Origin of the sequence: Anaeropeptidivorans aminofermentans (genome assembly GCF_940670685.1) — a bacterium.
Lineage (GTDB): Bacteria > Bacillota > Clostridia > Lachnospirales > UBA5962 > Anaeropeptidivorans > Anaeropeptidivorans aminofermentans.
In genome coordinates, this window is record NZ_OW711693.1 from 1,216,842 (window position 1) to 1,243,403 (window position 26,562).

At 38.4% G+C, this 26,562-nt stretch carries 15 protein-coding genes, 3 tRNA genes and 3 rRNA genes; 19 read left to right on the forward strand and 2 right to left on the reverse strand.

The features are described from left to right. Positions 1–378: 378 nt before the first annotated feature. From ftsE to NBX03_RS05035, 5 genes are all read left to right on the forward strand, one after another. Positions 379–1,065 (forward strand): cell division ATP-binding protein FtsE, encoded by a 687-nt coding sequence (gene ftsE / locus NBX03_RS05015; RefSeq protein ID WP_250229656.1) that lies wholly within the window; start codon positions 379–381, stop codon positions 1,063–1,065. After that, complete coding sequence (gene ftsX, locus NBX03_RS05020) at positions 1,055–1,972, forward strand: permease-like cell division protein FtsX (protein WP_250229657.1); 918 nt, start codon at positions 1,055–1,057, stop codon at positions 1,970–1,972. The genes ftsE and ftsX overlap by 11 nt, the downstream gene beginning before the upstream one ends. Positions 1,973–1,996: 24 nt before the next feature. Further along, positions 1,997–3,160, forward strand: a complete 1,164-nt coding sequence (locus tag NBX03_RS05025; RefSeq protein WP_250229658.1) for a murein hydrolase activator EnvC family protein — start codon at positions 1,997–1,999, stop codon at positions 3,158–3,160. A gap of 829 nt (positions 3,161–3,989) precedes the next feature. Beyond that, positions 3,990–5,081 carry an AbrB family transcriptional regulator gene (locus tag NBX03_RS05030; protein ID WP_250229659.1) on the forward strand — a complete coding sequence of 364 codons (1,092 nt, stop codon included), beginning with the start codon at positions 3,990–3,992 and terminating at the stop codon, positions 5,079–5,081. 14 nt (positions 5,082–5,095) lie between these two features. Then, positions 5,096–6,331, forward strand: coding sequence for a glycerate kinase type-2 family protein (locus NBX03_RS05035; RefSeq protein ID WP_250229660.1), 1,236 nt, complete (start codon positions 5,096–5,098; stop codon positions 6,329–6,331). 241 nt (positions 6,332–6,572) lie between these two features. Here NBX03_RS05035 and NBX03_RS05040 read toward each other — a convergent pair whose 3' ends face one another. Then, positions 6,573–7,205, reverse strand: a complete 633-nt coding sequence (locus NBX03_RS05040) for an adaptor protein MecA (protein WP_250229661.1) — start codon at positions 7,203–7,205, stop codon at positions 6,573–6,575. Positions 7,206–8,160: 955 nt separating this feature from the next. Here NBX03_RS05040 and NBX03_RS05045 point away from each other — a divergent pair. The 7 genes from NBX03_RS05045 to prfA all read left to right on the forward strand — a co-directional run bounded on the left by NBX03_RS05045 (position 8,161) and on the right by prfA (position 17,459). After that, the gene (locus tag NBX03_RS05045) at positions 8,161–9,270 is read left to right on the forward strand and encodes a LysM peptidoglycan-binding domain-containing protein (RefSeq protein WP_250229662.1); all 1,110 of its coding nucleotides are present in this window, start codon (positions 8,161–8,163) and stop codon (positions 9,268–9,270) included. Positions 9,271–9,637: 367 nt separating this feature from the next. Further along, a complete protein-coding gene (gene rho, locus NBX03_RS05050) occupies positions 9,638–11,125 on the forward strand; it encodes a transcription termination factor Rho (RefSeq protein ID WP_250229663.1) in 1,488 nt (495 codons plus the stop codon). Positions 11,126–12,154: 1,029 nt separating this feature from the next. After that, a complete protein-coding gene (locus NBX03_RS05055) occupies positions 12,155–13,522 on the forward strand; it encodes a stalk domain-containing protein (protein WP_250229664.1) in 1,368 nt (455 codons plus the stop codon). 262 nt (positions 13,523–13,784) lie between these two features. Next, positions 13,785–13,985, forward strand: a complete 201-nt coding sequence (gene rpmE, locus NBX03_RS05060) for a 50S ribosomal protein L31 (RefSeq protein ID WP_250229665.1) — start codon at positions 13,785–13,787, stop codon at positions 13,983–13,985. A gap of 385 nt (positions 13,986–14,370) precedes the next feature. After that, positions 14,371–15,339, forward strand: coding sequence for a DUF1385 domain-containing protein (locus NBX03_RS05065; protein ID WP_250229666.1), 969 nt, complete (start codon positions 14,371–14,373; stop codon positions 15,337–15,339). Further along, the gene (gene prmC / locus NBX03_RS05070; protein WP_250229667.1) at positions 15,323–16,171 is read left to right on the forward strand and encodes a peptide chain release factor N(5)-glutamine methyltransferase; all 849 of its coding nucleotides are present in this window, start codon (positions 15,323–15,325) and stop codon (positions 16,169–16,171) included. Before NBX03_RS05065 ends, prmC begins: the two co-directional genes overlap by 17 nt. 217 nt (positions 16,172–16,388) lie before the next feature. After that, complete coding sequence (gene prfA / locus NBX03_RS05075) at positions 16,389–17,459, forward strand: peptide chain release factor 1 (protein ID WP_250229668.1); 1,071 nt, start codon at positions 16,389–16,391, stop codon at positions 17,457–17,459. 50 nt (positions 17,460–17,509) lie between these two features. Here prfA and NBX03_RS05080 read toward each other — a convergent pair whose 3' ends face one another. Continuing rightward, complete coding sequence (locus NBX03_RS05080) at positions 17,510–18,070, reverse strand: nitroreductase family protein (RefSeq protein ID WP_250229669.1); 561 nt, start codon at positions 18,068–18,070, stop codon at positions 17,510–17,512. Between the two features lie 455 nt (positions 18,071–18,525). On the opposite strand from NBX03_RS05080, the gene NBX03_RS05085 reads away from it, so the two are divergent. The 7 genes from NBX03_RS05085 (at position 18,526) to NBX03_RS05115 (ending at position 26,233) form a co-directional block, all read left to right on the forward strand. Beyond that, a 16S ribosomal RNA gene (locus NBX03_RS05085) occupies positions 18,526–20,044 on the forward strand. Between the two features lie 253 nt (positions 20,045–20,297). Further along, positions 20,298–20,415 (forward strand): 5S ribosomal RNA (gene rrf, locus NBX03_RS05090). Positions 20,416–20,600: 185 nt separating this feature from the next. Beyond that, a tRNA-Ile gene (locus tag NBX03_RS05095) sits at positions 20,601–20,674 on the forward strand. 55 nt (positions 20,675–20,729) lie between these two features. Beyond that, positions 20,730–20,805 (forward strand) — tRNA-Ala (locus NBX03_RS05100). A gap of 464 nt (positions 20,806–21,269) precedes the next feature. Further along, positions 21,270–24,179 (forward strand): 23S ribosomal RNA (locus tag NBX03_RS05105). The 16S, 23S and 5S rRNA genes sit together here with 3 tRNA genes alongside, the layout of an rRNA operon. A 155-nt stretch (positions 24,180–24,334) precedes the next feature. Then, positions 24,335–24,416 (forward strand) — tRNA-Tyr (locus tag NBX03_RS05110). A gap of 641 nt (positions 24,417–25,057) precedes the next feature. Beyond that, positions 25,058–26,233: an ABC transporter substrate-binding protein gene (locus NBX03_RS05115; RefSeq protein WP_250229670.1), complete on the forward strand. Its 1,176-nt coding sequence runs from the start codon at positions 25,058–25,060 to the stop codon at positions 26,231–26,233. The last annotated feature ends 329 nt before the right edge of the window (positions 26,234–26,562 follow it).

The following is a 26,562-nucleotide window of genomic DNA, read 5'->3' on the forward strand; positions in this document are numbered from 1 at the left end:
TGATTATTCAAAAACGCCAAGCAAATTAAGCCCTATTATTTAGGGTTTAATTTATATTGAGGAACAAAACTTTAATATAGGTATTTGCTTTATAATTATCGAACTAAAAATAAGCTTGGTAATTATAGGAGGTCGCTCACTTAAAAAAGATTTACAAGCTTTCGCGTGTATCTTTTTCCAAGTTCGCTTCGTATAAATAGGCGCTATGAAGGGCGCTGTAAAAGCAGAGCATAGTAAATTTAAAATTAAACAGTAACAAAATCTGTATATTTGTTGGGTTTTGCTGTTTCTTTATAGGAAATTTACGACATATGTGCGGAACTTGAAATTTTCATCAGTTCCGCTTAAATGCTTTCTTGTAACGGAAGGAAGATAATTTTGATTGAGCTTAAGAATGTTACAAAGGTCTACGAAAACGGTGCGGAGGCCGTAAATAATATTTCATTGAAAATAAATCAGGACGAATTTGTTTTTATAGTAGGTTCAAGCGGTTCGGGAAAATCTACCCTCATAAGAATGCTTATGAAAGAGGTTGAGCCTACGGAGGGAAGCATTTATATAAATGATACGGATATCACACAGCTTTCAAGAAATGAGATTCCTTATTTAAGAAGGCAGATGGGCGTGGTGTTTCAGGATTTCAGGCTCCTTAAAAATAAAACGGTTTATGAAAACGTCGCTTTTGCCATGGAGGTTACGGAAGCAAGCAACAGGGAAATAAGACGTTCTGTTCCTGCGGTGCTTGCCTTGGTAGGGCTTCAAAGGAAGGCAAAGGCCTATCCGAACCAGCTTTCAGGCGGAGAACAGCAAAGATGCGCCCTTGCAAGAGCCATTGTGAATAAGCCGCCCATACTTCTTGCGGACGAGCCTACAGGAAATCTGGATCCTGATACTGCATGGGAAATAATGCAGCTTTTAGATGATATTAATTACAGGGGTACAACCGTCGTTATTGCTACCCATGCCAAGGACATAGTAGACGAAATGCAAAAAAGAGTTGTAACCATTAAAAACGGCATTATATTAAGAGACGTTGAAAAGGGTGGTTATAGCGATGAAGCTTAGAAATATGAAATATTATTTCCGCGAATCCATAAGCAGCATAATAAGAAACAGACTTATGAGCGTTGCCTCAATAATTACTGTGGCTTGTTGCATATTAATCCTTGGATTTTCATACTGTATAGTATCAAACCTTGATTATATATTAAAAAATCTGGAAAGCGAAATGATGCTTTCAGTATATGTGATGGATTCTTATGATGAAGACAAAATTGAAGAGTTAAAATCTAAAATTTTAAGTATAGAACATGTCACAGGAACAGACTATATATCCTCTAAAGAGGCAATGGAGAACTTTGCCAAGACCTACGGTTCAGACGATGAGGAAAATTTCTTCACAGGTCTTGAAGATTCCGAGGATAATATTCTTCCCCGGTCCTTTGACATTCAGGTTGATGATATAGAAAATCAGGAATATGTAAAAAATGAACTTGAAAAAATGGTAGGGGAAGAGCTTGAAAAAGTCAAATATGACAAGGAAAGCATAGACGTTATCATAGGGATTAATAATATAATAAGAATAGCCAGTATCATAATTATTTTGTTTTTAGGCCTAGTCTCTGTTATAATAATCATGAACACTATAAAATTGACCGTAAACAACAGGAAAATCGAAATCAATATTATGAAATACGTAGGCGCTACGGATTCTTTCATACGCTGGCCCTTTATTATTGAAGGCATGATTATAGGCTTAATCGGTGCGGCAATACCTACAGCCTTATGCTGGTTCAGCTATGGAAAAGCTATAGACCTTATCAATGCAAATATACCGGCCCTTACATCATTGGTAGAATTTAAGTCGGTTTATTCCGTTTTTGCTGTTTTGATACCGTTTTCGTTGGTGCTTGGTGTTATTATAGGAGCAATAGGAAGCGTAACTTCTATAAAGAGACACCTGCTGGTCTAATTTAAGTTAGGAAGGTGCTTGCTCTTGAAAAGGCTTAGATTGATATTAACTGTATTATTGCTTATCATTTCTTTTTCCGGCAATGTATATGCAAAAAGTATAAGCGATTTAATGAAAGACAGAGATAGCTTAAAAAATCAGCAAAGTGATATTAAAAGCTCTCTTTCAGACGTTCAGAATAAAAAGAAAACTACTCAGGAAGAAATAGCGGAATATGATGAGCAGCTTAATAAAGTTACGGAGCAGCTTGAAGAAATAGCGCTTCAGCTTGAAAAGTCAAATGAGCTTCTTAAAAAAACGGGCAAAGAGCTTGAAGAAGCAAAAAAAGCCTGTGAAAATCAAAATGAAACCTTTAGAAAACGCGCACGGTACATGTACATGAACGGAAAGCTCAATTATCTTGACATTGTTTTAAAGGCTGAAAGCATAAGTGATTTGATTAAAAGAATAGATTATGTCAACAGGATTGTTGCATATGATTTAAGCCTTATTGAAAGGCTTGAAAAAGGCCAGCAGCTAATAGACGAAAAATACGCTGAATACCAAAAGCAAAAAGACGATTTGGCGGCATTTGAGCTTGTTGAAACAGGAAGACAGCATAGCTATGAAGCCCTTGTAAAAGAAAAGGAGGCCATGCTTGCATCTCTTTCCGCCGATGAGGTTGAATGGCTTAAAAAGCTTGAAATTCTGGATAATGACAGTAAAGAAGTAGAAAAACAGATTACTAAAATGCAGGAAGAAGAAAGAAGAAAGGCGGCAGCGGCAAAAGGTGCTGCAAGCCCGGCTTATACATATGACGGCGGCTCTCTTCAATGGCCGGTTCCGGGTAAAGCATACATATCTTCAGGCTACGGATGGAGAACCATGTCCGGTAAAAAGGAATTCCATACTGGAATAGACATACCTGCTGCCAGAGGCTGGAATATTATAGCTGCCGAAGGCGGAACAGTCATAAGCGCCGGCTGGATGAACGGATATGGCAATACAGTGGTTATAAGTCACGGAAATGGTTTAAGCACATTATATGCCCATAACTCCAGCCTCTCTGTGAGAGCAGGAGATACAGTATCACGAGGCCAAGTTATTGCCAAATGCGGAAGCACGGGAATTTCCACCGGTAATCACAGCCACTTTGAAGTAAGAGTAAACGGTAAGCATACAAACCCGAGAACTTATGTAAGCCCCTAAAATTAAAGACTAATATGAAAAACAGCCGTTAGGCTGTTTTTTTATGTAATTATCTATAATGAAAAGACACGCCTTAGAACAGGGCGGGTTGGTTTACAAATTAAAGAAAACGGTTTGAATTGTAAAGCAATCTATAGTAATTTTCTTATAAAGAAGTAATAAAAACCTATCCACAAGGGACTCAAAAACACGGCTTTCCACAGGAAACGGTACATTTTTGAACTCTCGTAAATATACGGTTTTTGTTACTGTTTAACTTTAAATTTACTGTAAATTTCATTTTCTGTTCTTTTATAGAAGAAGTTCTTATAAAAATATAATATACTTAAGTCAATAGGAAAATCTAGCATAGTTAAATGAAGAAAAGGAAAAACCTAACTGGATGAAACAGCATTTACGGCATTTTTATCTTATGATATTTTGTGAAGCAAAAATTCTTCTTGTTTTAAAGCCCAATATAGTAAAGCAAATTGATTATAGTAAATTTCACTGAAAGATGTAATAAAAATCTATTTTTCATAAACGGCTTAAACATATAAAATTCCTATGTTTAAGCCATTCAAAACATACGATTTTTATTACTGTTTAATTTGAAATTTACTATACATAATAAAACCCGTAGATTTTATACTTAGGTTTTCAGATAATTTTACATTAGGTTTCTATTTGTGGTAAAATATATAATTGTTGTAAAATAATGAAAAAATATGATACTTGCTTAAAAATAATTTGCACGTTGACACTATCATTTTTCAGTTCACTTAGTATAAATTAATTTCAGAGGAAACACGCAGGCGTAAAGTATTATCTTAAAAGGACAGGTGAAGAATTGGACTTGATAATAAGACTTATAATAACTATAGGAATAGGTGTTACGGGAGGAATACTTGCGAAGAAGCTTAAATTTATTCCGGCTGCTTTTATGCTTGGTTCTCTTACATTCGTCACTGTTTTTAACCTTACTACAGAATATACATATTTTCCTTATTGGATAAGAATACTTACCCAGATTGTGGCGGGAGCCTATCTTGGGCTTAATATAACAAAAGAAAGTCTACATTCTATTAAAACGGTATTTTTTCCTATAGCTGTTATAATGTTTCAATATACTTTGTTCACCTTATTCTTTGGATATATTATGCATAAGGTTTCGGGAACCGATATAGTAACTTCCCTTTACTGTTTTGCCCCCGGCGGGATTTCAGATTTAGGCATCATTGCCGACAGTCTCGGGGGAGATGTTGCAGTCATTACATTTATGCAGCTTATCCGGCTCATAACTGTCTTTGGATTTTATCCTTTCTTCTACAATTTCATAGCTAAAAAAGGTATAATAAAAGTAGGGGAAGAACGGGGTAAAAGAGAACCGAAAGAGCCTAAAGAAATAAAGGAGTCGGATATTACCTTTTTTACTAAAGAGAGAAAAATAAAAGGCACTTTTGTGGCTTTGAGTTTTTGCAGTATAGGTGGTCTTACAGGATATTTTCTTGGGCTTCCGGCCGGCGCCATGGTGTTTTCTATGTTATTTGCAGTAATAATAAATCTCTTATATAGGTATAGCTATATGCCTATACAAATGCGTTTTTTTTCTCAAATGCTTTCTGGGGTATACCTCGGTTTAAAAATAACAAAAGCAAGCTTAATAGGCATATCTAATTCTATGGGCTCTGTCGTTATTATGTTAATAAGCATCATAACTACCCCTATAATATTCGGATATATTACACATAAGATAACAAAGCTTGATTTAGGAACGTCACTTTTTGCCTGTACCCCCGGCGGAATGTCGGAGATGACCCTTTTAGCAGATGATATGGGTTTTGATTTTGTTAAAGTAAGTATTATTCACTTAGCCAGAATGTTAGTTGTAATTTCAATATTTCCTTATATAATTAACGCTTTTATAAGCTTAATATCTTAAGAAGAGGTGGCTTTATGGATTTGAGAAATGATGCTGAAAAAATCATATCAGGTGCTATAAAAGATGTTTTACCGGGGAAAGGCGTTTTTGACGCCCTTAGAGATTTCCATGAAAAGGCATATTTTATTGCCATAGGCAAGGCCGCTTGGGAAATGGGCAACGCCTGTGCCTTGCATCTGAAAGAAAATCTTATAAAAGGCATTGTTATTACGAAATACGGCCACTCAAGAGGCCCCATAGAAAATACGGATATTTATGAAGCAGGCCACCCTATTTTAGATGATAATGGCGTAAGTGCTACGGAAAAGGCTGTAGAAATGGCAAAAGGGCTTAAAGAGGGAGATCATCTTATATTTCTTATATCGGGAGGAGGCTCTGCTTTATTTGAAATTCCTGAAAAAGGCCTTTCTATTAAAGATATTGAAATGATTACCCAGAAGCTTCTTGCTTGCGGGGCAGATATTAAAGAAATGAACATCATCAGAAAAAGGCTTTCTGCCGTTAAAGGCGGAAAGTTTGCCATGATTTGTCCTAAGGCTAATATATATGCAGTAATTTTATCCGATGTATTGGGAGATAACCCTGAATTTATAGCTTCAGGTCCGGTATCTCCAGACAGCAGCACTTTTGAAGACGTTACAAATATCATCGATAAATATAATCTTGATTTTGACAGTAAAATAATGCCTTATCTGAAAGCTGAAACCCCAAAAAATATAGAAAATGTCAAAATAAACATAACAGGCTCCGTAACAAAGCTATGTCAATCAGCTTCGGAGCATGCAAAGAGCCTTGGCTATCGAACCTCCATTATGACTTCTACACTAGACTGTGAAGCTTATGAGGCAGGAATACTCATATCAAGCATGGCAATACATATTAAAAAATGCTGTGAAGGCATGCTTCCCTGTGCTTTGATATTTGGCGGCGAAACAGTCGTTAAACTGAAAGGAAAGGGAAAAGGCGGAAGAAATCAAGAGATAGCAATTTCCGCAGCTCAAGGCTTGGAAAATATGGAAAACGTCCTTGTGTTTTCCGTAGGCTCCGACGGTACTGACGGCCCTACGGATGCAGCGGGAGGAATGGCAGACGGTACTACTGTAAAGCGGTTAAAAGAGGTAGGTTTTTTCGTTAAAGACGTCCTTGATAACAATGATTCCTATAATGCTTTAAAAGCAATTGGGGATTTAATTCTTACAGGTCCCACAGGAACAAATGTAAACGATATCGCAGTTTTGCTTATGAAATGATAAAAATAGGAAAGATTTTCTATTAAGAATAGCCAGTATATATAATTCATATTTATAATAAATTTCTTATAAAGAAGCAAGAAAAACCTATTCATTAAAGATTCAAAAACATAGATTTCCTTCGGAAACAGTAGATTTTTGAGTCTATATGAATATACGGCTTTGCTACTGTTTAACTTTAAATTTATTATAAATACAATAATAAAGAGGCTGCTCTCAAAAGAGCAGCCTCTTAAAATTATTATACATTTGCAAGTATTTGAACGGCTGGATTTTTTACTATCAGCTCACCGTGTTCTAAAAGATAATATTTAGTGATAGGGTCTGATATATGCTTTTGGCCGTATTCGTTTAATATCGGTTCAATTTCTCCCGTTTCGGAAAGATATTCAGGCCCTTCAAGGATCAGATAGTAGGTATTGTTATATTTGTACATACTGCTTTCGCCTATAAAGGTGCTTTCCAACCTCTTTGATAAATCAATGGCATTATCTATGTTTAAGAATGAATATATATATATGCTCGGCTTACCGTTATCATCCTTAAAATCTGAAAGACTTTTCTTTTTAAACTTTCCCTGTTCCTTTGCACGGGGAAGAAGATTGAATTTATTTTCGGCGTATTCATTTCCAGTGACCTTGGTTACAATAATCATTATACTTTCTTGTGTAACGGGGATAGCTTCTATCATTAGCGGAGCGTTTTCAGCTTCAAAGCCGCATTCGGCCATGGCCTGCTCCATCATTTCACGGAAAAGCTCCTGAGTTTTTTCAGAGCCGTAGGCAAGCTCTGTAATCTTTATGTCTCTTTCCGTTAAATCAGCTTTGCTAAGTAAGAATTTGATCTGATTTTCGCTTATTTTTTCTATCCTCATATTATCACATCCTTCAATAATGCAGTTATACTGCACAGCGATGACTTAAAGCTTTGCCTTTCTGTCATATGGTTTAATACCAGCATAGCTTCTTTAAAGCTTGCGGAGAAAGGCAATAGTTATACTGAAAAAATATCCCCATATAATGATTATTTAATACTATACAATAGTATAAATAGAGTATAATTAAAAATCACTATTATGTAAAGAGAAGAATATACATTTAACAATATTGTAAGAAAAGCTAATATCTATAGAAAAAATGCTTAAAAAATGCAAATTATTTATATAAAGTCTAGTTTATTATATTATAATTTTGAAAAATAATCACATGAAAAGCTTTATTTGATAGATTATTTTAGATTAGATTTATTATACATACGCTTATAATGGATTTTTTATAAATATTTTCCAAATAGTATTGAAATTAATAAAAACATAGAACCTATATTTTTATCTTAAAAATTAATTAAGGTTTTATTAAAAAAACAAAAGGTGTTTACAGCTTTTGTAAGCTTAATATTTAAACACGGTGAATTTTTTAATGTTATTTTGCTGTATAATTGTTGATTTTTGATGGTTTTTAGAGGCTTTTTTATGCTTTAATTCCTGAAAAATATTTGTATATTATTTCCTTTTGCTTTGGCGGATATACGGGGGATAAAGCTTGACACTTTTAATTAATGATAATAAAATATAAATTAGAATTAAAGTAAAGATTATTAAAAAGAATCTGAAATTTTTAGAAAATCAGCATGACCCTCTGTATTTAGAAAAATTTCAGACATTATTTAATATTTGCGAGAATTTCAGATTGAAGAAGCCTTGTTATAAATTATATTCTTTTTTATATTATCTATGTGCTTTTCTTAAATCATATTTGAATTTATCTCATTTTTCTACAAACATACAATTAAAAATTCCGTATTATTTTCCTGTACAAGGAGGAAAGGCAATGAATGACGAAAATAAAAATCCTGAAGAAGGAAGTATAGAAAAAGAAAAATTAGGCAACACATTGGATTATTATAATGATGAGCTCAGCAGAAAAGCCGTTGGTAAGCTTTTTAACAATACCATAGATGATTTTGATTCTTCAGAGGAGAAGGAACAGGGTCTTGATGATTTAAAGCCGAAAACAGAAGACATTTCCATCAATAATCACTTTTATGAAGAATCAAGGGCAGCTAATTCTGATTCCGACGGGAGGATTGTAAAGGGCTTTAAAAGTGCCGAATCTGAAGACGGCGGCAGAAGCTCCGTAGGGGAAGAGCTGGGAAGCTATAGAAAAAGAGTTTTAGATGATTTTTATAGTGCTTCCGCAAGAACTCCTGTAAGAAGAAAAACAGAGCCCGTTAAAACCGAAAAAAGAAGTCGAAATATATCTTCTAAAAAAATGCAAAAAGATGAAGATATATTATTTAACAAAGAAAGTGAAGAGGAAGAAGATTCCGAAATACAAGAAGTTAAATACACAAAAATTGAAAGACCTGTAAGACAGAGAGAGCCTGTTGCAAGACAAATTCCAAGGGACAGGCCCCAGAGAGAGCGAAGCGAAAGAAGAACCCAAAGTGCTGCCAGCCAGAATGTCACTTCTGTTCCTTTGTTTAAAATTTTATGTGCCGCGATTGGTATAATGCTTATTATTACAGTAGTGCTTGTTTTTCAGGTGAATTCTATTTCAGGACAGCTTGAAAAATATAAAACTGCCGAAGCAGAATTTTTGGAAGAAAAAGAAAACTACGACTCCATTGTAAAGGCTAAAGAAAGCGCAGAGCAGCTTACAAGAACACTGCAGGAGGAAAACGCCGCCTTAAATCTTAAGATAAAAGAGCTTGAGGCAGGGGAAAGCAATGCTACTGAAACGCCTGCACCGGAAGAAACACCTTCCACAACTTCGCCTCAGGGAACACAATCCACTTACACAGTAGTTGCCGGAGATACTTTATCTGCCGTAAGCCAAAAATTTTACGGAAATACTCTTGGCGTAGATAAAATAATGAAAGCAAACAATCTTGCCAACGAAAACTTAAAAATCGGTCAGGTTTTGACAATTCCTCAATAATTTTCAATAACCATTCTTAAAATATCACTTTATGTATACAGCAGGCTTATTATATAACGAGGCCTGCTGTATACATCTTTAATGATGAAAGGGCACGAACTTAGTAAACAGGAAAGTTTGCAGGAAATATCCCCTGTGCACTTAGAAAGTGACAATTTGGGTTGGAAGAATCCAAAATTCATTGATATAATTTATACCATCAAACTTAAAAAACTAAAAATCTTTTAAGACGCATTACCTTATAGCTTATTGTTTTAATCTATAAACTTATTTCATTTCTTTTCTGAATAGACTCTATGGCGCTATGCCATCTTGAATATCCGCAGAAACTTATTCATATAATTTGTAAATTCCAAGGGAGGATAAAATGGAATTAGATACCATGAATTTAACTGCTCTTAGGGAGCAGGCTAAACTTTTAGGCATAAAAAGCATTACTAAATATAAAAAATCCGAGCTTATTGATTTGATAAAGGATAACGATGCCAAAAATCAAAGCAATGAGATCGATAAAGAAAAAACACTTGAAAAAATATCTGAAGAGATAGATGAAGAAACTATTGAAGAGCCCATTAAAGAGCCCATTAAAGAGGAAACAGCAAAAACAGAACCGGTGCGAACAGAAATAAGAAGAAATGACAGGTTAAAAAAGGAACAGGATACGGAGAATCCGCCTGTGCAAAGCCAGAGAAGCCTTGCTTTTGAGGCTCTTGACAGCGGCATTGCCGAAGAAGGCGTTCTTGAAGTCATGCCTGACGGCTTTGGCTTTTTACGTATGGAAAACTTCCTTCCTGGAACAAAGGATATTTATATTTCCCCGTCTCAGATAAGAAGATTCAACCTTAAAACAGGTGATTTAGTAAAAGGAAACGTTAGGATACCAAAAGAAAACGAAAAGTTTTCAGCCCTTCTTTACGTTACTAGCGTAAATGGGGATAAGCCCGAGGTAGCCGTTAGAAGAAGGAATTTTGAAGATCTTACGCCTATATATCCTATGAAAAAGATCCATCTTGAAACAAGCCATCTGGAGCTTTCAACAAGGCTTATTGATATGATTGCGCCCATAGGAAAGGGCCAAAGGGGTATGATCGTTGCCCCTCCCAAGGCGGGAAAAACGGTGCTTCTTAAAAAAATAGCTAACGCCATAACAACAAACCATCCGGATATGCATATGATTGTTCTTCTGATAGACGAGCGCCCGGAGGAAGTAACCGATATGGAGCGCTCCATACAAGGAAAAAACGTAGACGTAATATACTCAACTTTTGATGAGCAGCCGGAGCATCATAAGAGAGTTGCGGAAATGGTGCTTGAAAGGGCAAAAAGGCTTGTGGAGCACGGAAAGGACCTTATTATTTTATTAGACAGCATCACAAGACTTTCAAGAGCCTATAACCTTACAATTCCGCCCAGCGGAAGAACATTATCCGGCGGTCTTGATCCTGCCGCCCTTTATATGCCTAAGAAATTTTTTGGCGCCGCGAGAAATATTGAAGAAGGCGGTTCTCTTACAGTGCTTGCTACGGCCCTTGTAGATACGGGAAGCAAAATGGACGACGTTATTTTTGAGGAATTTAAAGGCACAGGCAATATGGAGCTTGTTCTCGACAGAAGAATGAGTGAAAAGAGAATATTCCCGGCTATTGACATTATGAAATCCGGCACAAGAAGAGAAGAAAATCTTTTAAGCTCTCAGGAGCTTGAAGCCGTATATACAATCCGTAAAGTAATGAGCAGAATGCCTGCAGAAGAGCTTACGGAAAAGGTAATAGATACCCTTGTAAAAACCAAATCCAATAAGGAATTTGTAGAAAAAATACCTACTCTTGAAAATAATTATCGGCTTAATATATAGAAAATTATAAACTGGATATAGAAAGGTATTTTTGCACTGAAATCTACTTTAAACAGGCCGCTTTACAATCGGTTCTCTTAAGAAAAGGCTCTGATATGCCTTAAAGAAAGGTCTTACATTAAAATTTTTGATGAAGGCAGTGAAGCATTTTAAACGAAAGAGGACGAACGCAGCGGAAAGTAGGCAGGCTACTTATTTTTTACAGAAGGGAAAACAGGACATAAAACAGCTTGCCCATATTTTAGGCATAACCAATAAGGCGGCTTCAAAATAGGAAACAGGAGACTCACATAATTAAGGGTACAATTTGACAGTTCACGATTACTTTGTCTGCGATAATAATAGACCGAACAGGGATTCCAATAAAAAATGTCATGCCGAATGTAAGGGCATGACGTTTTATTATTGGGCGGTAAGCCGGAGCCAAGCTTTTGATACACGACTTTGCAGCATATAGTAAATTTGCTTTTTCCCGCAGTAAATAACAGGCTCAATATGGCATAAAATCAAGGGAAGGCAAATTTGCGACACTACTGTTTTACTTTTATTCGAGTATAGAAGCCGCAAATAACAATTTGACTAAGTGTAGATAAGCTTTCGTCTATGGAACACACCTTGTCTTAAATTATTGACAAAGCCTGTAACAAGCTTCCGGTAGAATAAAATGAGGATAGAAGAAAACTTAGAGAGAAAGCAAATGACGGCAAGAACCTGCAATATACGGGTTAGGTTTTATAGAATTACAATAAACATCTTTGCAGGAGAACTATTTTCTATGCAAATCATACCGACTGCTTGATTTCCCATTTATTTATGAGGAAACGAAGGATATTACCGCCATCATACATAGCAGGTCCTAAGTTTTCAACTGCAATTTAAATTTTTGAAACGGCTATGCTAAGGTTATATACTATAGTAAATAAATTTGAAAAAGACCAGGTTTATTTACCCTAGGCTGAAGGAAAATGTATTAAACTTTAAAAATTGTTTTCAAGTTCAATAGGTATATATTGTAGGGAGGCTTATTAAATGAAAAGAATTATCGGCATGCTGTTCATGGTGCTAATTGTTGTATCCGTATCTTACAGCGTACTTGCAGATACAAATACCAACGATAAAAGCGATAACAAATCTAAAACGCCAAGTGAAGAAACAATGAGGTTTATCACGGGGGATTGGAAAGTTGAGACGTTTTTAGGATTTCAAGCCATTACTAAAGACGATATAGAATGGCCAGACGGCGAAAAAATAATAGGAAGAATTGTATCCATCTCAAATACCTATTACAGCAGCGAGGATTTCGGCGCAGAATACAAAGAATATGGCGTTCAAATTCCTAATGCACAATTTAATCTGTTAGAGGATTTTTCGGGTGAAGACTTTTTTTATTATTTTAGAATGAAGCCGGAGGATACTAAAATTGTATCTACAGATAGAGTGCAAGTTATCCAGGCGGTTTCAAGCGGTCAGGGCGAATCTGCTGCGGGCTGTATGCTGGTAGCAGTAAATAACAATCGTCTTTTGATTTCCCTAAACAGTGATTTGTTTGAGCTCAGTAAAGTTAACGAAGCAAATCATCCGTCTCCTGCATATAAAAGCATTGGTGAGCTGGGTAATGATGGCCTTACAGACAATCAAATTTATAGTTTCATGGATGGCGATATAATTATTCAGTATGATGAACAGGCTTTGCTTATGCTGGACGGCAAATTTACATCAAAAGCTGCCGCTATTATAAAAGATAGCCAGATACTTGTACCGCTTCGTTATATATCTGAAAATTTTGGCGCTGAAATTAATTGGATAGCAGCTGAGCAGAAAATAATTATTTCGAAGGATAACGATAAAATCGAACTGAAGTTAAATAGTGCGGATGCTTCAATAAACAAAGAAATAATTACCTTGGAAACACCGCCTGTTTTATTTGAGGGAAAAACCTTTGTGCCGATTAATTTTATTTCTGAAGCTTTTGGAAAAAAAGCTGGATATTTGCCCGCCGTTAATAAGTCTATAGAAGGCGCTTTAGCATATGACACTGTTGTCTGGATTGAGTCTGATGCTAATACTTACAGCGAAGATATAGCAACGGGTGAAATATTGAATATGCTTAAAATGAAGCTATTTGAGGGATTTGTGAATTATAAAGAATTAAATAAGGGCGGCCGTTTTGAAAAGGAAGTTAATAATATTTCGGAACAGATAAAAATAGATATTGAAAACACAAAATATATAGGCCAAGTTGGCAGATATGCATTATATTCTGGCCCATATACTATTTTGGTGGATATTTTGACAAATGAGATTTATTTCTACACACCCATAAACGCAGGGGCAACACTTTATAAACCAGACTTTAATAGCTCCAGCCTATTTGGAAAGAGTTATATTGCAGGATAAAGGCTAAACCATTTTGATTAATAATAAAAGCCATAGTACAATTGAAAATGGGGTTTTAAAACATTAAGAGTACATTTCAAGCCAAAAGGCAATGCAGAAAAATGCATTTCAGACTGTTTCAGACACTGCCTGGCGGTTTTAATATTTTATATTGCGTTTTAATATCTCTTATGCTAAAATAGATTTGTTATGTAAAAAACGGTTGTCCGTTTACCCATGGACGCCAACACGTGTCCAATAAAGAGAAAAGAGGTGAACGATTATGAAAGAAAGCATTCAGCCAAAATATTATCAGGCTACGGTAAAATGCAATTGCGGCAATGAGTTCGTAACTGGTTCTACTAAGGAGAGTATTCGTGTGGAGGTATGTTCCAAGTGCCACCCATTCTATACAGGAAGCCAGAAACTCCTTCTTGAGGCCGGCGGTCAGGTAGAGAAATTCAAGAAGAAATACAATATGTAGCGTAAAACTAAACCGGGGCTTACCCCGGTTTTTTTACAATAAATGATTAATTATAAGGTGTTGCGAACTTAAAAACTACCTACAAACGTATGCTTGTATAATTTTTGAAATTGCTAAGTATAACTATGGTAAATTTCAAATTAAACAGTAATAAAAATTGTATATTTTGAATGGCTTAAACATAGCGATTCTATATGTTTAAGCCGTTTGTGAAAAATAGATTTTTATTGCATCCTTCTGTGAAATTTACTATAAGCTTATATATGATACTTTGTTTTTGATTCTGTAACTTACTTGATTAAAAGGAATTGTTTAGGCTTCTGGTAATAAATAAAATGTTTTGCAGATTTAATTTATTCCCTATAGCTTTTGAAAGGATAATGTTATGAAAGATAAAGAATATATATCAACCCAAGGGACGAAGCCATGCTATATCGGCGGACAGGCAGTGATAGAAGGTGTAATGATGCGCGGAAAAAATATGTACTCCATGGCTGTAAGAAACGGTGACGGAGATATTGTGATAGAATCTCAGAATTTTGAGGAGAAGGAAAGCTCTAAAAACTTAAAGAAGATGCCGATTGTAAGAGGGGTATTCGCTTTTATAGATTCGATGGTCCTTGGTATAAAGATTATATCAAGGTCAGCTGAAATGGCAGGCATTGAGGAAGAAGAAAATCCGGGGAAATTTGAAAAATTCTTAACTGAAAAACTTGGAGATAAGCTAAATGATATTATTATGGGAATCAGCATGGTTATTTCCGTTGTGCTTGCAGTAGGGCTTTTTATGCTCCTTCCTGTATTTATAGGAAGCTTTTTTAATAAAATAGAATATATATCAAATAATTCATGGGCTTTGGGAATAATAGAAGGTATCATAAGACTTTTGATTTTTATTCTTTATATCTATATCATATCTTTAAATAAGGATATACACAGGGTATTCCAATACCACGGAGCAGAGCATAAAACCATAAACTGCCTTGAGCATGAGGAAGAACTTACGGTTGAAAACGTAAAAAAATATTCAAGATACCACAGAAGATGCGGAACGAGCTTTCTTTTAATCGTAATGGTAATTTCTATGATATTCTTTTTATTTGTGAACACAAAAAGCCTGCCTTTAAGGTTTTTTTCAAGAGTTATATTTGTTCCTTTCATAGCGGGTGTTTCCTATGAGGTCATAAGATGGGCCGGAAGGTCCAAATCAAGCCTTGTAGAGATTGTAAGCTATCCGGGAATGAAGCTCCAAGGTCTAACGACGAAAGAGCCGGAGGCCGAACATATCGAATGTGCAATTAAAGCAATGAAAGATGTTCTCGAAAGGGACGGGAAAAATGGAAGCCGTTCTTAGCATTGGTGAAGCCTTGAAAGAAGGCAAAAGGCTTTTAAGGGAAAAGGGGATTTCCTCATGGTCTCTTGATGGAGATTTGATTATGATAAATGTCTCCGGCCTAAGTAAAGTAGAGCTAATTACAAAATCTCACACTTTATTAAGCCATGAGAAAAAAGAGAAATTTTTTGAATATATAAACAGAAGGCTTAATTTGGAGCCTATTCAGTATATTATTAACCATGCGGAATTTATGGGGCTTGACTTTTATGTGGATAAAAATGTATTAATCCCCAGAGGCGATACGGAATGTGTTATTCAGCCGGCAATTGAGTATATAAATGAAAATAAATGTGAAAGAATTCTCGATCTATGTTCAGGTTCCGGAGCCATAGCTATCAGTATCGCTGTTTACTGCAAGGATACGGAAGCAATATGGGCTTCGGATATTAGTTCGGAAGCTTTGGAGATCGTACGGAAAAATTCTAAATTAAATAAAGCGGATAATAAAATCAAAACCATCCAGTCGGATATGTTTGATAAAATAGAAGATTGCTTCGATGTTATTATTTCCAATCCCCCTTATATTGAAAAGGAAGAGATAAATAAGCTTTTGCCTAATGTAAAAGATTATGAACCGAAAATAGCTTTAGACGGCGGTTTAGACGGTCTGGATTTTTATAGAATCATAGCCTCAGAGGCAAAGAAAAGGCTTAAGGATAACGGGAGAGTGTATCTTGAAATAGGAAGCTCACAGAAAGAAGAGGTTAAAAAAATATTTTCTTCTTATACGTATATTTGCGCGATTAAAGACCTTTATGGTCTTGACAGAGGGCTGGTTTTTCGTAAATAATATAAAGTAAGTTTGACGAAGTCGGATCCCTTGGTTTACCGAGGGAAAGTCCGAAGGGCTTTTCACGTTTTCATATAAATTTGCAGTATTTTTCTGCAAATTTGTATGAAAAGTATCATAAGTTTGATGGGATTTTTATTCCATCGAGCTCACATTAATGTATTTGATGTTTTAGATGAATTAGTAAATTAAATTGACTGTATAACAGGAGGATTTTATGTTTGACCGTTTGGAAGAACTGGAAAAGAAATACGGTGAGCTTTCCGATAAGGTAAATTCACCGGATATCATAGCCGACCAGAATAGATGGCGTGAGCTTATGAAGGAACATAGCGCCATAACACCTATAATTGAAAAATATAAAGAGTATAAAAAAACAATGTCTGACATTAAGGAAGCCAAGGAAATGCTAGGGGAAAGCCTTGACGACGAGATGAAGCAGATGTTTAAAGATGAGCTTAAGGAAGGGCAGGAGCGTATTGAAGAAATTAAAGAAGAGCTTAAAATACTTCTTCTTCCTGCCGACCCTAACGATGAGAAGAACGTTATTGTGGAAATCAGAGGCGGCGCCGGCGGAGACGAAGCTGCGCTTTTTGCCGGTGACCTTTTCAGAATGTATTCAAGATATGCTGAAAGAAGGCGTTGGAAGACTGAAATCATGAGCTCCAATGAAAACGACCTTGGCGGATATAAGGAAATCGTTTTCATGATCGCAGGAAAAGGAGCCTATTCAAGGCTTAAATATGAATCAGGGGTACACAGGGTTCAAAGGATACCTACTACTGAATCCGGCGGAAGAATTCATACTTCTACCGTTACTGTAGCTGTTCTTCCCGAAGCTGAAGATGTAGACGTTGAAATAGACATGAACGATGTAAGAGTGGACGTTTTCCGCTCCTCTGGAAACGGCGGGCAGAGCGTAAACACAACAGATTCAGCCGTTCGCGTTACCCATGCCCCTACAGGAATTGTAATAAGCTGCCAAGACGAGAAATCTCAGCTAAAAAACAAAGACAAGGCTCTTAAAATCCTTAGAGCAAAGCTTTATGAATTAGAGCTTCAAAAACAGCAAAACGAGCTTTCTGCCGAAAGAAGAAGCCAGGTTGGAACCGGGGACCGAAGCGAGCGTATCCGTACCTATAATTTCCCCCAGGGACGCGTGACGGACCATAGAGTGGGTCTTACTTTACACAGGCTGGATTCCGTACTTGACGGTGATTTAGACGAAATTATGGATACATTAATTACAACGGTTCAGGCTGAAAAGCTTAAATCTGTAAATGAATAAAAGGAAATGATTTTAATAAAAAAAGCTCCGCCATGGCGGAGCTTTTTTTATTATCTTATGATTGAAAGTTTTTCTCTATTTATTTCACGTTCATTTCCCGGCATGTCCCCATACCCTATGGCAATGCCTATGGTAAAGTCATAACCTTCGGGGAATTGAAGCCTCTTCTTCCACTCCTCAGCTCTTTCACCTTTAAAAGCATAAGCAAGCATTCCGAGAATTACGCTGTCAAGGCCCATACTTTTTGCCGCTAATGCCAAAGACTGTACTGCAATTCCTGCGTCTATGCCTGAATAAGAAGAAGGCTCGGCAGAAAGAATGATTAATGTCGGGGCATCATAAATGACTTTTCCTTTTCTGGATTTTATTCTTTCTAATAACTCTGTTGCAGAAGTCTTGGCAATCTCTCTTATAACATCTTCTTCAATCTCATTTATAATTTCTCTGTTCTGAATAACAGTAAAATGAAATCTCTGGCGGTTCGATGCTGTTGGAGATATAAGCGCTGTTTTTATAAAAGCTTCCAACTGATCTTCTGAAATCTGATCAGGTTTATACGCTCTTATGCTTCTTCTTTGCATTATTGTATCCAATACTTGATTACTTTCCATACTGATCAACCTTTCTTTTGAAAATCTGATTATACTGAAAGAACTGGATATTAATGTCTTGCCTTTAAATTTATTTTACGCTAATAAAGGGATATAATCAAGGGAGAATCTGCTTTGTAAGGCTTATTTAAACTAAAAAATGCCTTATATACAGGGAAAGCGATAAATCGTTAAAAAAGTTCAAAAAAGAAGTTGACAATTGTAAAAGCATGTGGTAAACTAGATTTTGCGTCCGAGAGAGGACAGCGCAGGAAAAACAAGCATAAGAAACAAAAACCAGAACATTGAAAACTGAATAATAAGGAAAGAACCAACCCGAAAAAATAAAACTTTGAGAGCTTTAAGGCTAACGAAGAAAAGTAATACGAGATAAAAAATGCCAGATAGTCAAAAGGGATATGAAATATCCGTTTGACAGTCTAAAAGCTTGCTTTTAGACAAGAGTGGACAAGGATTAAATAGAGAGTTTGATCCTGGCTCAGGATGAACGCTGGCGGCGTGCCTAACACATGCAAGTCGAACGCTGAGTAAATAGTGCTTGCACTATCTACTTGGAGTGGCGGACGGGTGAGTAACGCGTGGGTAATCTGCCCTGTACAGGGGAATAACTGTGAGAAATCATGGCTAATACCGCATAATACCGATTGGCCGCATGGCCGATTGGGGAAAGATTTATCGGTACAGGAGGAGCCCGCGTCTGATTAGCTAGTTGGTGGGGTAAGAGCCTACCAAGGCAATGATCAGTAGCCGGCCTGAGAGGGTGACCGGCCACATTGGGACTGAGACACGGCCCAAACTCCTACGGGAGGCAGCAGTGGGGAATATTGCACAATGGGGGAAACCCTGATGCAGCAACGCCGCGTGAAGGAAGAAGGTTTTCGGATCGTAAACTTCTATCGATGGGGAAGAAAAAAATGACGGTACCCAAGTAAGAAGCCCCGGCTAACTACGTGCCAGCAGCCGCGGTAATACGTAGGGGGCAAGCGTTATCCGGAATTACTGGGTGTAAAGGGTGAGTAGGCGGATTAGTAAGCCATATGTGAAAACTCAGGGCTTAACTTTGAGATTGCATAAGGAACTGTTAATCTAGAGTACAGGAGAGGTAAGTGGAATTCCTAGTGTAGCGGTGAAATGCGTAGATATTAGGAGGAACACCAGTGGCGAAGGCGACTTACTGGACTGAAACTGACGCTGAGGCACGAAAGCGTGGGTAGCGAACAGGATTAGATACCCTGGTAGTCCACGCTGTAAACGATGAGTGCTAGGTGTGGGGGAGAGATCCTCGGTGCCGCAGCAAACGCAATAAGCACTCCACCTGGGGAGTACGGCCGCAAGGTTGAAACTCAAAGGAATTGACGGGGGCCCGCACAAGCGGTGGAGCATGTGGTTTAATTCGAAGCAACGCGAAGAACCTTACCAAGGCTTGACATACCATTGATGGGTGCAGAGATGCACCGTTCTACGGACAATGGATACAGGTGGTGCATGGTTGTCGTCAGCTCGTGTCGTGAGATGTTGGGTTAAGTCCCGCAACGAGCGCAACCCTTATTTTTAGTAGCCAGCGGGTAGTGCCGGGCACACTAGAAAGACTGCCGTGGATAACACGGAGGAAGGTGGGGATGACGTCAAATCATCATGCCCCTTATGTCTTGGGCTACACACGTGCTACAATGGCAGGTACAGAGAGAAGCGAAGGGGTGACCTGGAGCAAAGCTCAAAAAAGCTGCCACAGTTCGGATTGTAGTCTGCAACTCGACTACATGAAGCTGGAATCGCTAGTAATCGCAAATCAGCATGTTGCGGTGAATACGTTCCCGGGCCTTGTACACACCGCCCGTCACACCATGGGAGTTGGTAGCGCCCAACGTCTGTGACCTAACCGAAAGGAAGGAGCAGCCTAAGGCGAGACCAGTGACTGGGGTGAAGTCGTAACAAGGTAGCCGTATCGGAAGGTGCGGCTGGATCACCTCCTTTCTAAGGAAAAGTAGGGTAGCACCCAAAAGAATTTGGGTCATTAAACGAAGTTTAATGATTTTGTGAAGCAAAATGCTGAGGAGATAGTTTTGTGAAACAAAACTGTCTGAAGGGTTTGAGTACTTATTATTTAGTTTTGAGTGTTCATGTAAATGAATGCTGAAAATAAGTTTTGTTTTTATAGCTACTAGCTTATAGAAACAAAAATAAAATATATCAAGGTTATCTTGTGAAAGCAAGGATAACAAAGCTTTCCGGTGGTGATGCGTCTATGGGAAACATCCGTACCCATACCGAACACGACGATTAAGCCACAGACGGCCGATGGTACTTGGCGGGAGACTGCCCGGGAGAGTAGGTGGCTGCCGGATTCCAATTACATAAAAAAATCAAGGAAGTTTCATCTTTGTTTCACAAAGATGAACATTTAGTAAAACATACCGGAAACATGTATGATTTTGCTTCACTAAAAGGGTGAAAGCCCTTGGTTTTTGTTATGTAAAGAGTAATTTAACAGCAAGAATATAAATATCAGACGGATATTTATAACTAGCCGGGGCTCATAGCTCAGCCGGTTAGAGCGCACGCCTGATAAGCGTGAGGTCGGTGGTTCGAGTCCACTTGAGCCCACTTTTCTATTTAAACAATAGAATACTGATTTAAAAGATAATCAGCCGCCTAATACGGGGGTGTAGCTCAGATGGGAGAGCACCTGCCTTGCAAGCAGGGGGTCACGAGTTCGAATCTCGTCATCTCCACCAAGGTTGATTATGAATTAACCTGAAAACCCAATTAAATCGTACTAGAAACGTGTGCGATTAAATCCAACAACTTTTACTAAAGTAAAAGTTATCCGGTACCTTGAAAACTGAATAGAGAGAAGAAGAAAAACAATTTCATCGGAGTGCTTAAGAGAAGCAGGAGGATGGAGGCTTTGCAAGAAGCGTTCATTCAAATGAAGATTAAAGCATGACGAAAAAAGAAAATGTTAGGTCTGAAATGGTCTCTTGATAAGTAAATTATTACTTATCGAGAAAAATAAATGTATTACTGAAGAGAATAAATGAAGAGTTTTAAAACCTTAGGGTTTTAATTTAATCCGCAGAATGGGCTTTGCCCATTGGAGGAAAACAGCGTGTTTCAAGGCTTTTGTAAAAAGCCGCAGGAATAGCTGTTTCTGCCTTCAGTAAATTTCGTAAAAATCGCAAGATTTTTACGACACAAAGGTCAAGCTAAAAAGAGCAAAGGGAGAATGCCTTGGCACCAGAAGCCGACGAAGGACGTGGCAAGCTGCGAAAAGCTGCGGTGAGGCGCACACAGCCTGTGACCCGCAGATGTCCGAATGGGGAAACCCGGCAGAGAAAAGCTCTGTCACCCGTACATGAATTCATAGTGTGCGGGAGGGAAACGTCGTGAACTGAAACATCTAAGTAGCGACAGGAAAAGAAAACAAAAGTGATTGCGAAAGTAGTGGCGAGCGAAATCGCAAGAGGCCAAACCAAGCATGCTTGCATGCTCGGGGTTGCGGACTGCAAACGTTATTTTGCGAGGGTAGCTGAACGGTTTTGGGAAAGCCGGCCGAAGAGGGTGAAAGCCCCGTAAGCGAAACTTAAGCAAAGACAGCAGAATCCAGAGTAGAACGGGACACGAGAAACCCTGTTTGAAGCCGGGGGGACCACCCCCCAAGCCTAAATACTAACTGGTGACCGATAGAGTATAGTACTGTGAAGGAAAGGTGAAAAGAACCCCGGGAGGGGAGTGAAAGAGAACCTGAAACCCTTTGTTTACAAACAACGGAAGTGAGAACGACCGTGTACTTTTTGTAGAACGGTCCGGCGAGTTACATTCATAAAGCGAGGTTAAGTACTAAGAAGGTACGAAGCCGAAGGGAAACCAAGTCTGAATAGGGCGTCTAGTTTTATGAAGTAGACCCGAAACCGGGTGACCTATCCATGGTCAGGTTGAAGTTACCGTAAAAGGTAATGGAGGACCGAACGCACATCTGTTGAAAAAGGTGGCGATGAACTGTGGATAGCGGAGAAATTCCAAACGAACCCGGAGATAGCTGGTTCTCCTCGAAATAGCTTTAGGGCTAGCCTTATACAAGTCTTGTGGAGGTAAAGCACTGAACTGGCGCGGGGCCCTAAAAGGTTACCAACCCAAATCAAACTAAGAATGCCATAAAGATGATGTATAGGAGTCAGACTATGTGAGATAAGTTTCATAGTCAAAAGGGAAAGAGCCCAGACCAACAGCTAAGGCCCCCAAGTCCGTGTTAAGTGGAAAAGGATGTGGGATTTCAAAGACAACTAGGATGTTGGCTTAGAAGCAGCCATACATTCAAAGAGTGCGTAACAGCTCACTAGTCGAGAGAACCTGCGCCGAAAATGTCCGGGGCTAAAACACGGCGCCGAAGCTATGGCTTTTACTATTTACAAGTAAATAGTAGAGGGGTAGAGGAGCATTGTACAGTAGGAAGAAGCGGAACTGAAAGGGACCGTGGACGAAGTAGAAGAGAGAATGCCGGAATGAGTAGCGAGATAAATGTGAGAAACATTTAGGCCGAATGTCTAAGGATTCCTGAGTAAAGCTAATCTTCTCAGGGTAAGTCGGGACCTAAGGCGAGGACGAGAGTCGTAGTCGATGGACAACAGGTAGAGATTCCTGTACTGCGTATATTCAGAACTGCAGGGAAGCAGGAGGATAGGAAAACCGGGGAAAGGAAATACCCGGGCAAGCACAAAGGATAGATTAGGAGGAAAACCCCTTAATCGTTTCTGAAGTGTGAAGCGGAGTGAAGAAAAGTAGCGAAGTTTCTGAATCCACACTGCCGAGAAAAGCTGCTATTGCGATATACGTACCCGTACCGTAAACCGACACAGGTAGACGAGGAGAAAATCCACAGGCCGACGGGAGAAGTGTTGTTAAGGAACTCGGCAAAATGACCCCGTAACTTAGGGAGAAGGGGTTCCAGCGCAAGCTGGACACAGAGAAGAGGCCCAAGCGACTGTTTATCAAAAACACAGGTTTCTGCAAAACCGCAAGGTGAAGTATAGGAGCTGACGCCTGCCCGGTGCTGGAAGGTCAAAGGGAGAGGTTAGGAGCAATCCGAAGCTTTGAACTCAAGCCCCAGTAAACGGCGGCCGTAACTATAACGGTCCTAAGGTAGCGAAATTCCTTGTCAGGTAAGTTCTGACCCGCACGAAAGGCGTAACGATTTGGGCGCTGTCTCGACAACACACCCGGTGAAATTGAACAGCCAGTGAAGATACTGGCAACCTGCGACAGGACGGAAAGACCCCATGGAGCTTTACTGCAGCTTAATATTGGGATTAGGTTACACATGTACAGGATAGGAGGGAGGCAAAGAAGCCTGGACGCTAGTCTAGGTGGAGCCGCCGGTGGGATACCTCTCTTGTGTAACTTGGTTTCTAACCCTAAGCCGTTAACCGGATAGGGGACATTGTTAGGCGGGCAGTTTGACTGGGGCGGTCGCCTCCGAAAGAGTAACGGAGGCGCTCAAAGGTAACCTCAGAATGATTGGAAACCATTCAAAGAGTGTAAAGGCAGAAGGTTGCTTAACTGCGAGTGAGACATCACGAGCAGATACGAAAGTAGGACTTAGTGATCCGGTGGTAACAAGTGGGAGTGCCATCGCTTAACGGATAAAAGCTACCCTGGGGATAACAGGCTTATCTCCCCCAAGAGTTCACATCGACGGGGAGGTTTGGCACCTCGATGTCGGCTCATCGCATCCTGGGGCTGAAGAAGGTCCCAAGGGTTGGGCTGTTCGCCCATTAAAGCGGTACGCGAGCTGGGTTCAGAACGTCGTGAGACAGTTCGGTCCCTATCCGTCGCAGGCGCAGGATATTTGAAGAGGAGCTGTCCTTAGTACGAGAGGACCGGGATGGACGAACCGCTGGTGTATCTGTTGGATACCAAATCCATGGCAGAGTAGCCAAGTTCGGAACGGATAAACGCTGAAGGCATCTAAGCGTGAAGCCGCCCTCAAGATAAGATATCCCATGCCGAAAGGCAGTAAGGCCCCTTGAAGAGTACAAGGTAGATAGGTGAGAAGTGTAAGTGCGGTAACGTATTGAGCGGACTCATACTAATAGGCCGAGGGCTTGTCCAATAAAAAGGGTATATGAAAATATATCAAAGATGCAAGGCTAAAGAAACAGCTTATCGAAAGATAGCTTACGCTATGGTTAAGCATCACAATCGTTTCAGATCCTTCTTTCTCTATTTAGTTTTTAGGGTATTGATTTAATTGAATAAGTTTTTTATGGGGGAATTCCCGAGTGGCCAAAGGGGGCAGACTGTAAATCTGTTAGCAACGCTTTCGAAGGTTCGAATCCTTCTTCCCCCATGTCTTTATTTTTTGGAATAAAAGCTTAGTAGATTTTAAAATCTATTAAGCTTTTTTTGAATTTAATTAGAAATATTTGTTTAAATTAATTTCCAAGAAAAATTTAATCTCTATTTTTACTGTTTTAATAACTAGAAAGCAAGAATTAAAATACTATAAAAATAATATCGATGGATAATAAAATACAATATTTGATATAAATTTTAAAATGCCTAATATATTAGGCATTTTTTAATGGACCTTTATAAAAATATTTATTAAGAAGCTTTAAGCCAATAAATATGCATAATCATCTGCAAATATAATATTTCAATTATATATAGGGAATTTATTTTAATAATGAAGGTAGAAAAATGTCTTGCTATAGGCAGATGATGTTATTTAATGCCTGTTTTTTTCAAACAGTTTATCTTTTTTATTTGTTCTAAATTTATTCTATTGTCCATAATTATAAATAAGATTGTTCAAAATAAAAAATAAAATTTAATGATACTTTACTAAAATTCTGTAGGGCATAAAAGGGCATAAGCTTTATTTTAGCGCCCTGTAAAGTATGTAGTTCAATTTTCATCGAACTCATTATTTTAAACATAAATTAATGTTCATACGAATCAAATAATAAAGAGAGGACAGTGTTATTTATGAAAAAGAAACTTGCTATATTTATGGCTTGTGTCATGTCTTTTGGTATGCTTGGAGGATGCTCAGGAAATAGTACAGATACTGCTTCAAAATCGGACTCTTCAGGCGATGTTATCAAGATAGGCGTTTTCATGCCGCTTACCGGAGCCAATGCGGCAGGAGGAGAGCTTGAGATTGAAGGGATTAAGCTTGCAAACGAGCTTTATCCCGAAGTTCTCGGTAAGAAGGTTGAGCTTGTTATTGTAGACAATAAGTCTGACAAGCAGGAAGCTGCCAATGCTGTAACAAGGCTTATAGAAAAGGATAAGGTTCCTGCAATCATCGGAACTTATGGCTCTTCTCTTGCTATGGCAGCCGGAAATGTCGTAAAGGAAGCAAAGATTCCCACAATAGGTACATCATGTACAAATCCCCAGGTTACACTTAATAATCCTTATTATTTCCGTGTTGCATTTATTGACCCCTTCCAAGGAAAGGTAATGGCCCATTACGCCTATGAGAATTTAGGTGCAAGAAAGGTCGCTCTCGTACAGGAAATCTCCAACGACTACTCCGTTGGCCTTGTTAAGTTCTTTACTGAAGAATTTAAAGCACTTACAGGTGACGAAAACTGTATTGTTGAGACAGGCAATTATCAGACAGGGGATACGGATTTCAGTGCTATTTTAACATCGATTAAAGGTAAGAATCCCGATGCTATATTTGCCCCTGGAAATTATACGGAATCTGCAATGCTCATTAAGCAGGCCAGAGACCTTGGCATGGATGTTCCCTTCATGGGCTGCGATACATGGGAAGTTAATGAGTTTATAGAAATAGGCGCTTCTGCAGTTGAGGGTGCGGTTTTAAGCACATTCTTCTCAGAAGAATATGCCATTACTAAAGAAGGTGAGAAATTCCTTGAAGAGTATGCAAAGAGATATCCTGATAAGCCTGCAGCTGCTTTAACGGCTCTTGGATACGATGCGTACATACTTATGATAGATGCAATTGAGAGAGCAGGAAGTACGGATTCTGATGCTATAAGAGATGCCATTGCGGTAACGGAAAATTTTGAAGGTGCCGCCGGCAATGTTACCCTCGATGAAAATGGCGATGCCGTTAAAGACGCTATAATCAAAGTAGTTAAAGATGGTGAGTTCAGATACCTTGATTTTATCTCATTTGCAAAATAAGACCCGCTTTTTGGTATTTTCAAAATAAAACTAATTATTAAAGATAGTAAAGGGGCTCTGGAATTTATCAGCCGGAGCCCCAGATTTGCTCTATGTGTAACAGTTGTATGAGGAAAGTTGACTTTAAAATATTTAATATTTTCTAAGGGGGCGCTGTAAAAAGGCGTCGTCATAATAAATTGATTTCCTCATGAAAAGTACTTGGTTTCATCTTTTCCAGTAAAAAATCCTTTTTAAACCGTGAGAGCTATTTCTGATGAAGATATTAAATAAATTTAAACGGGTTTATACTTGAATTCCTATGAAATAATCCCAAGGCAATTCGATTT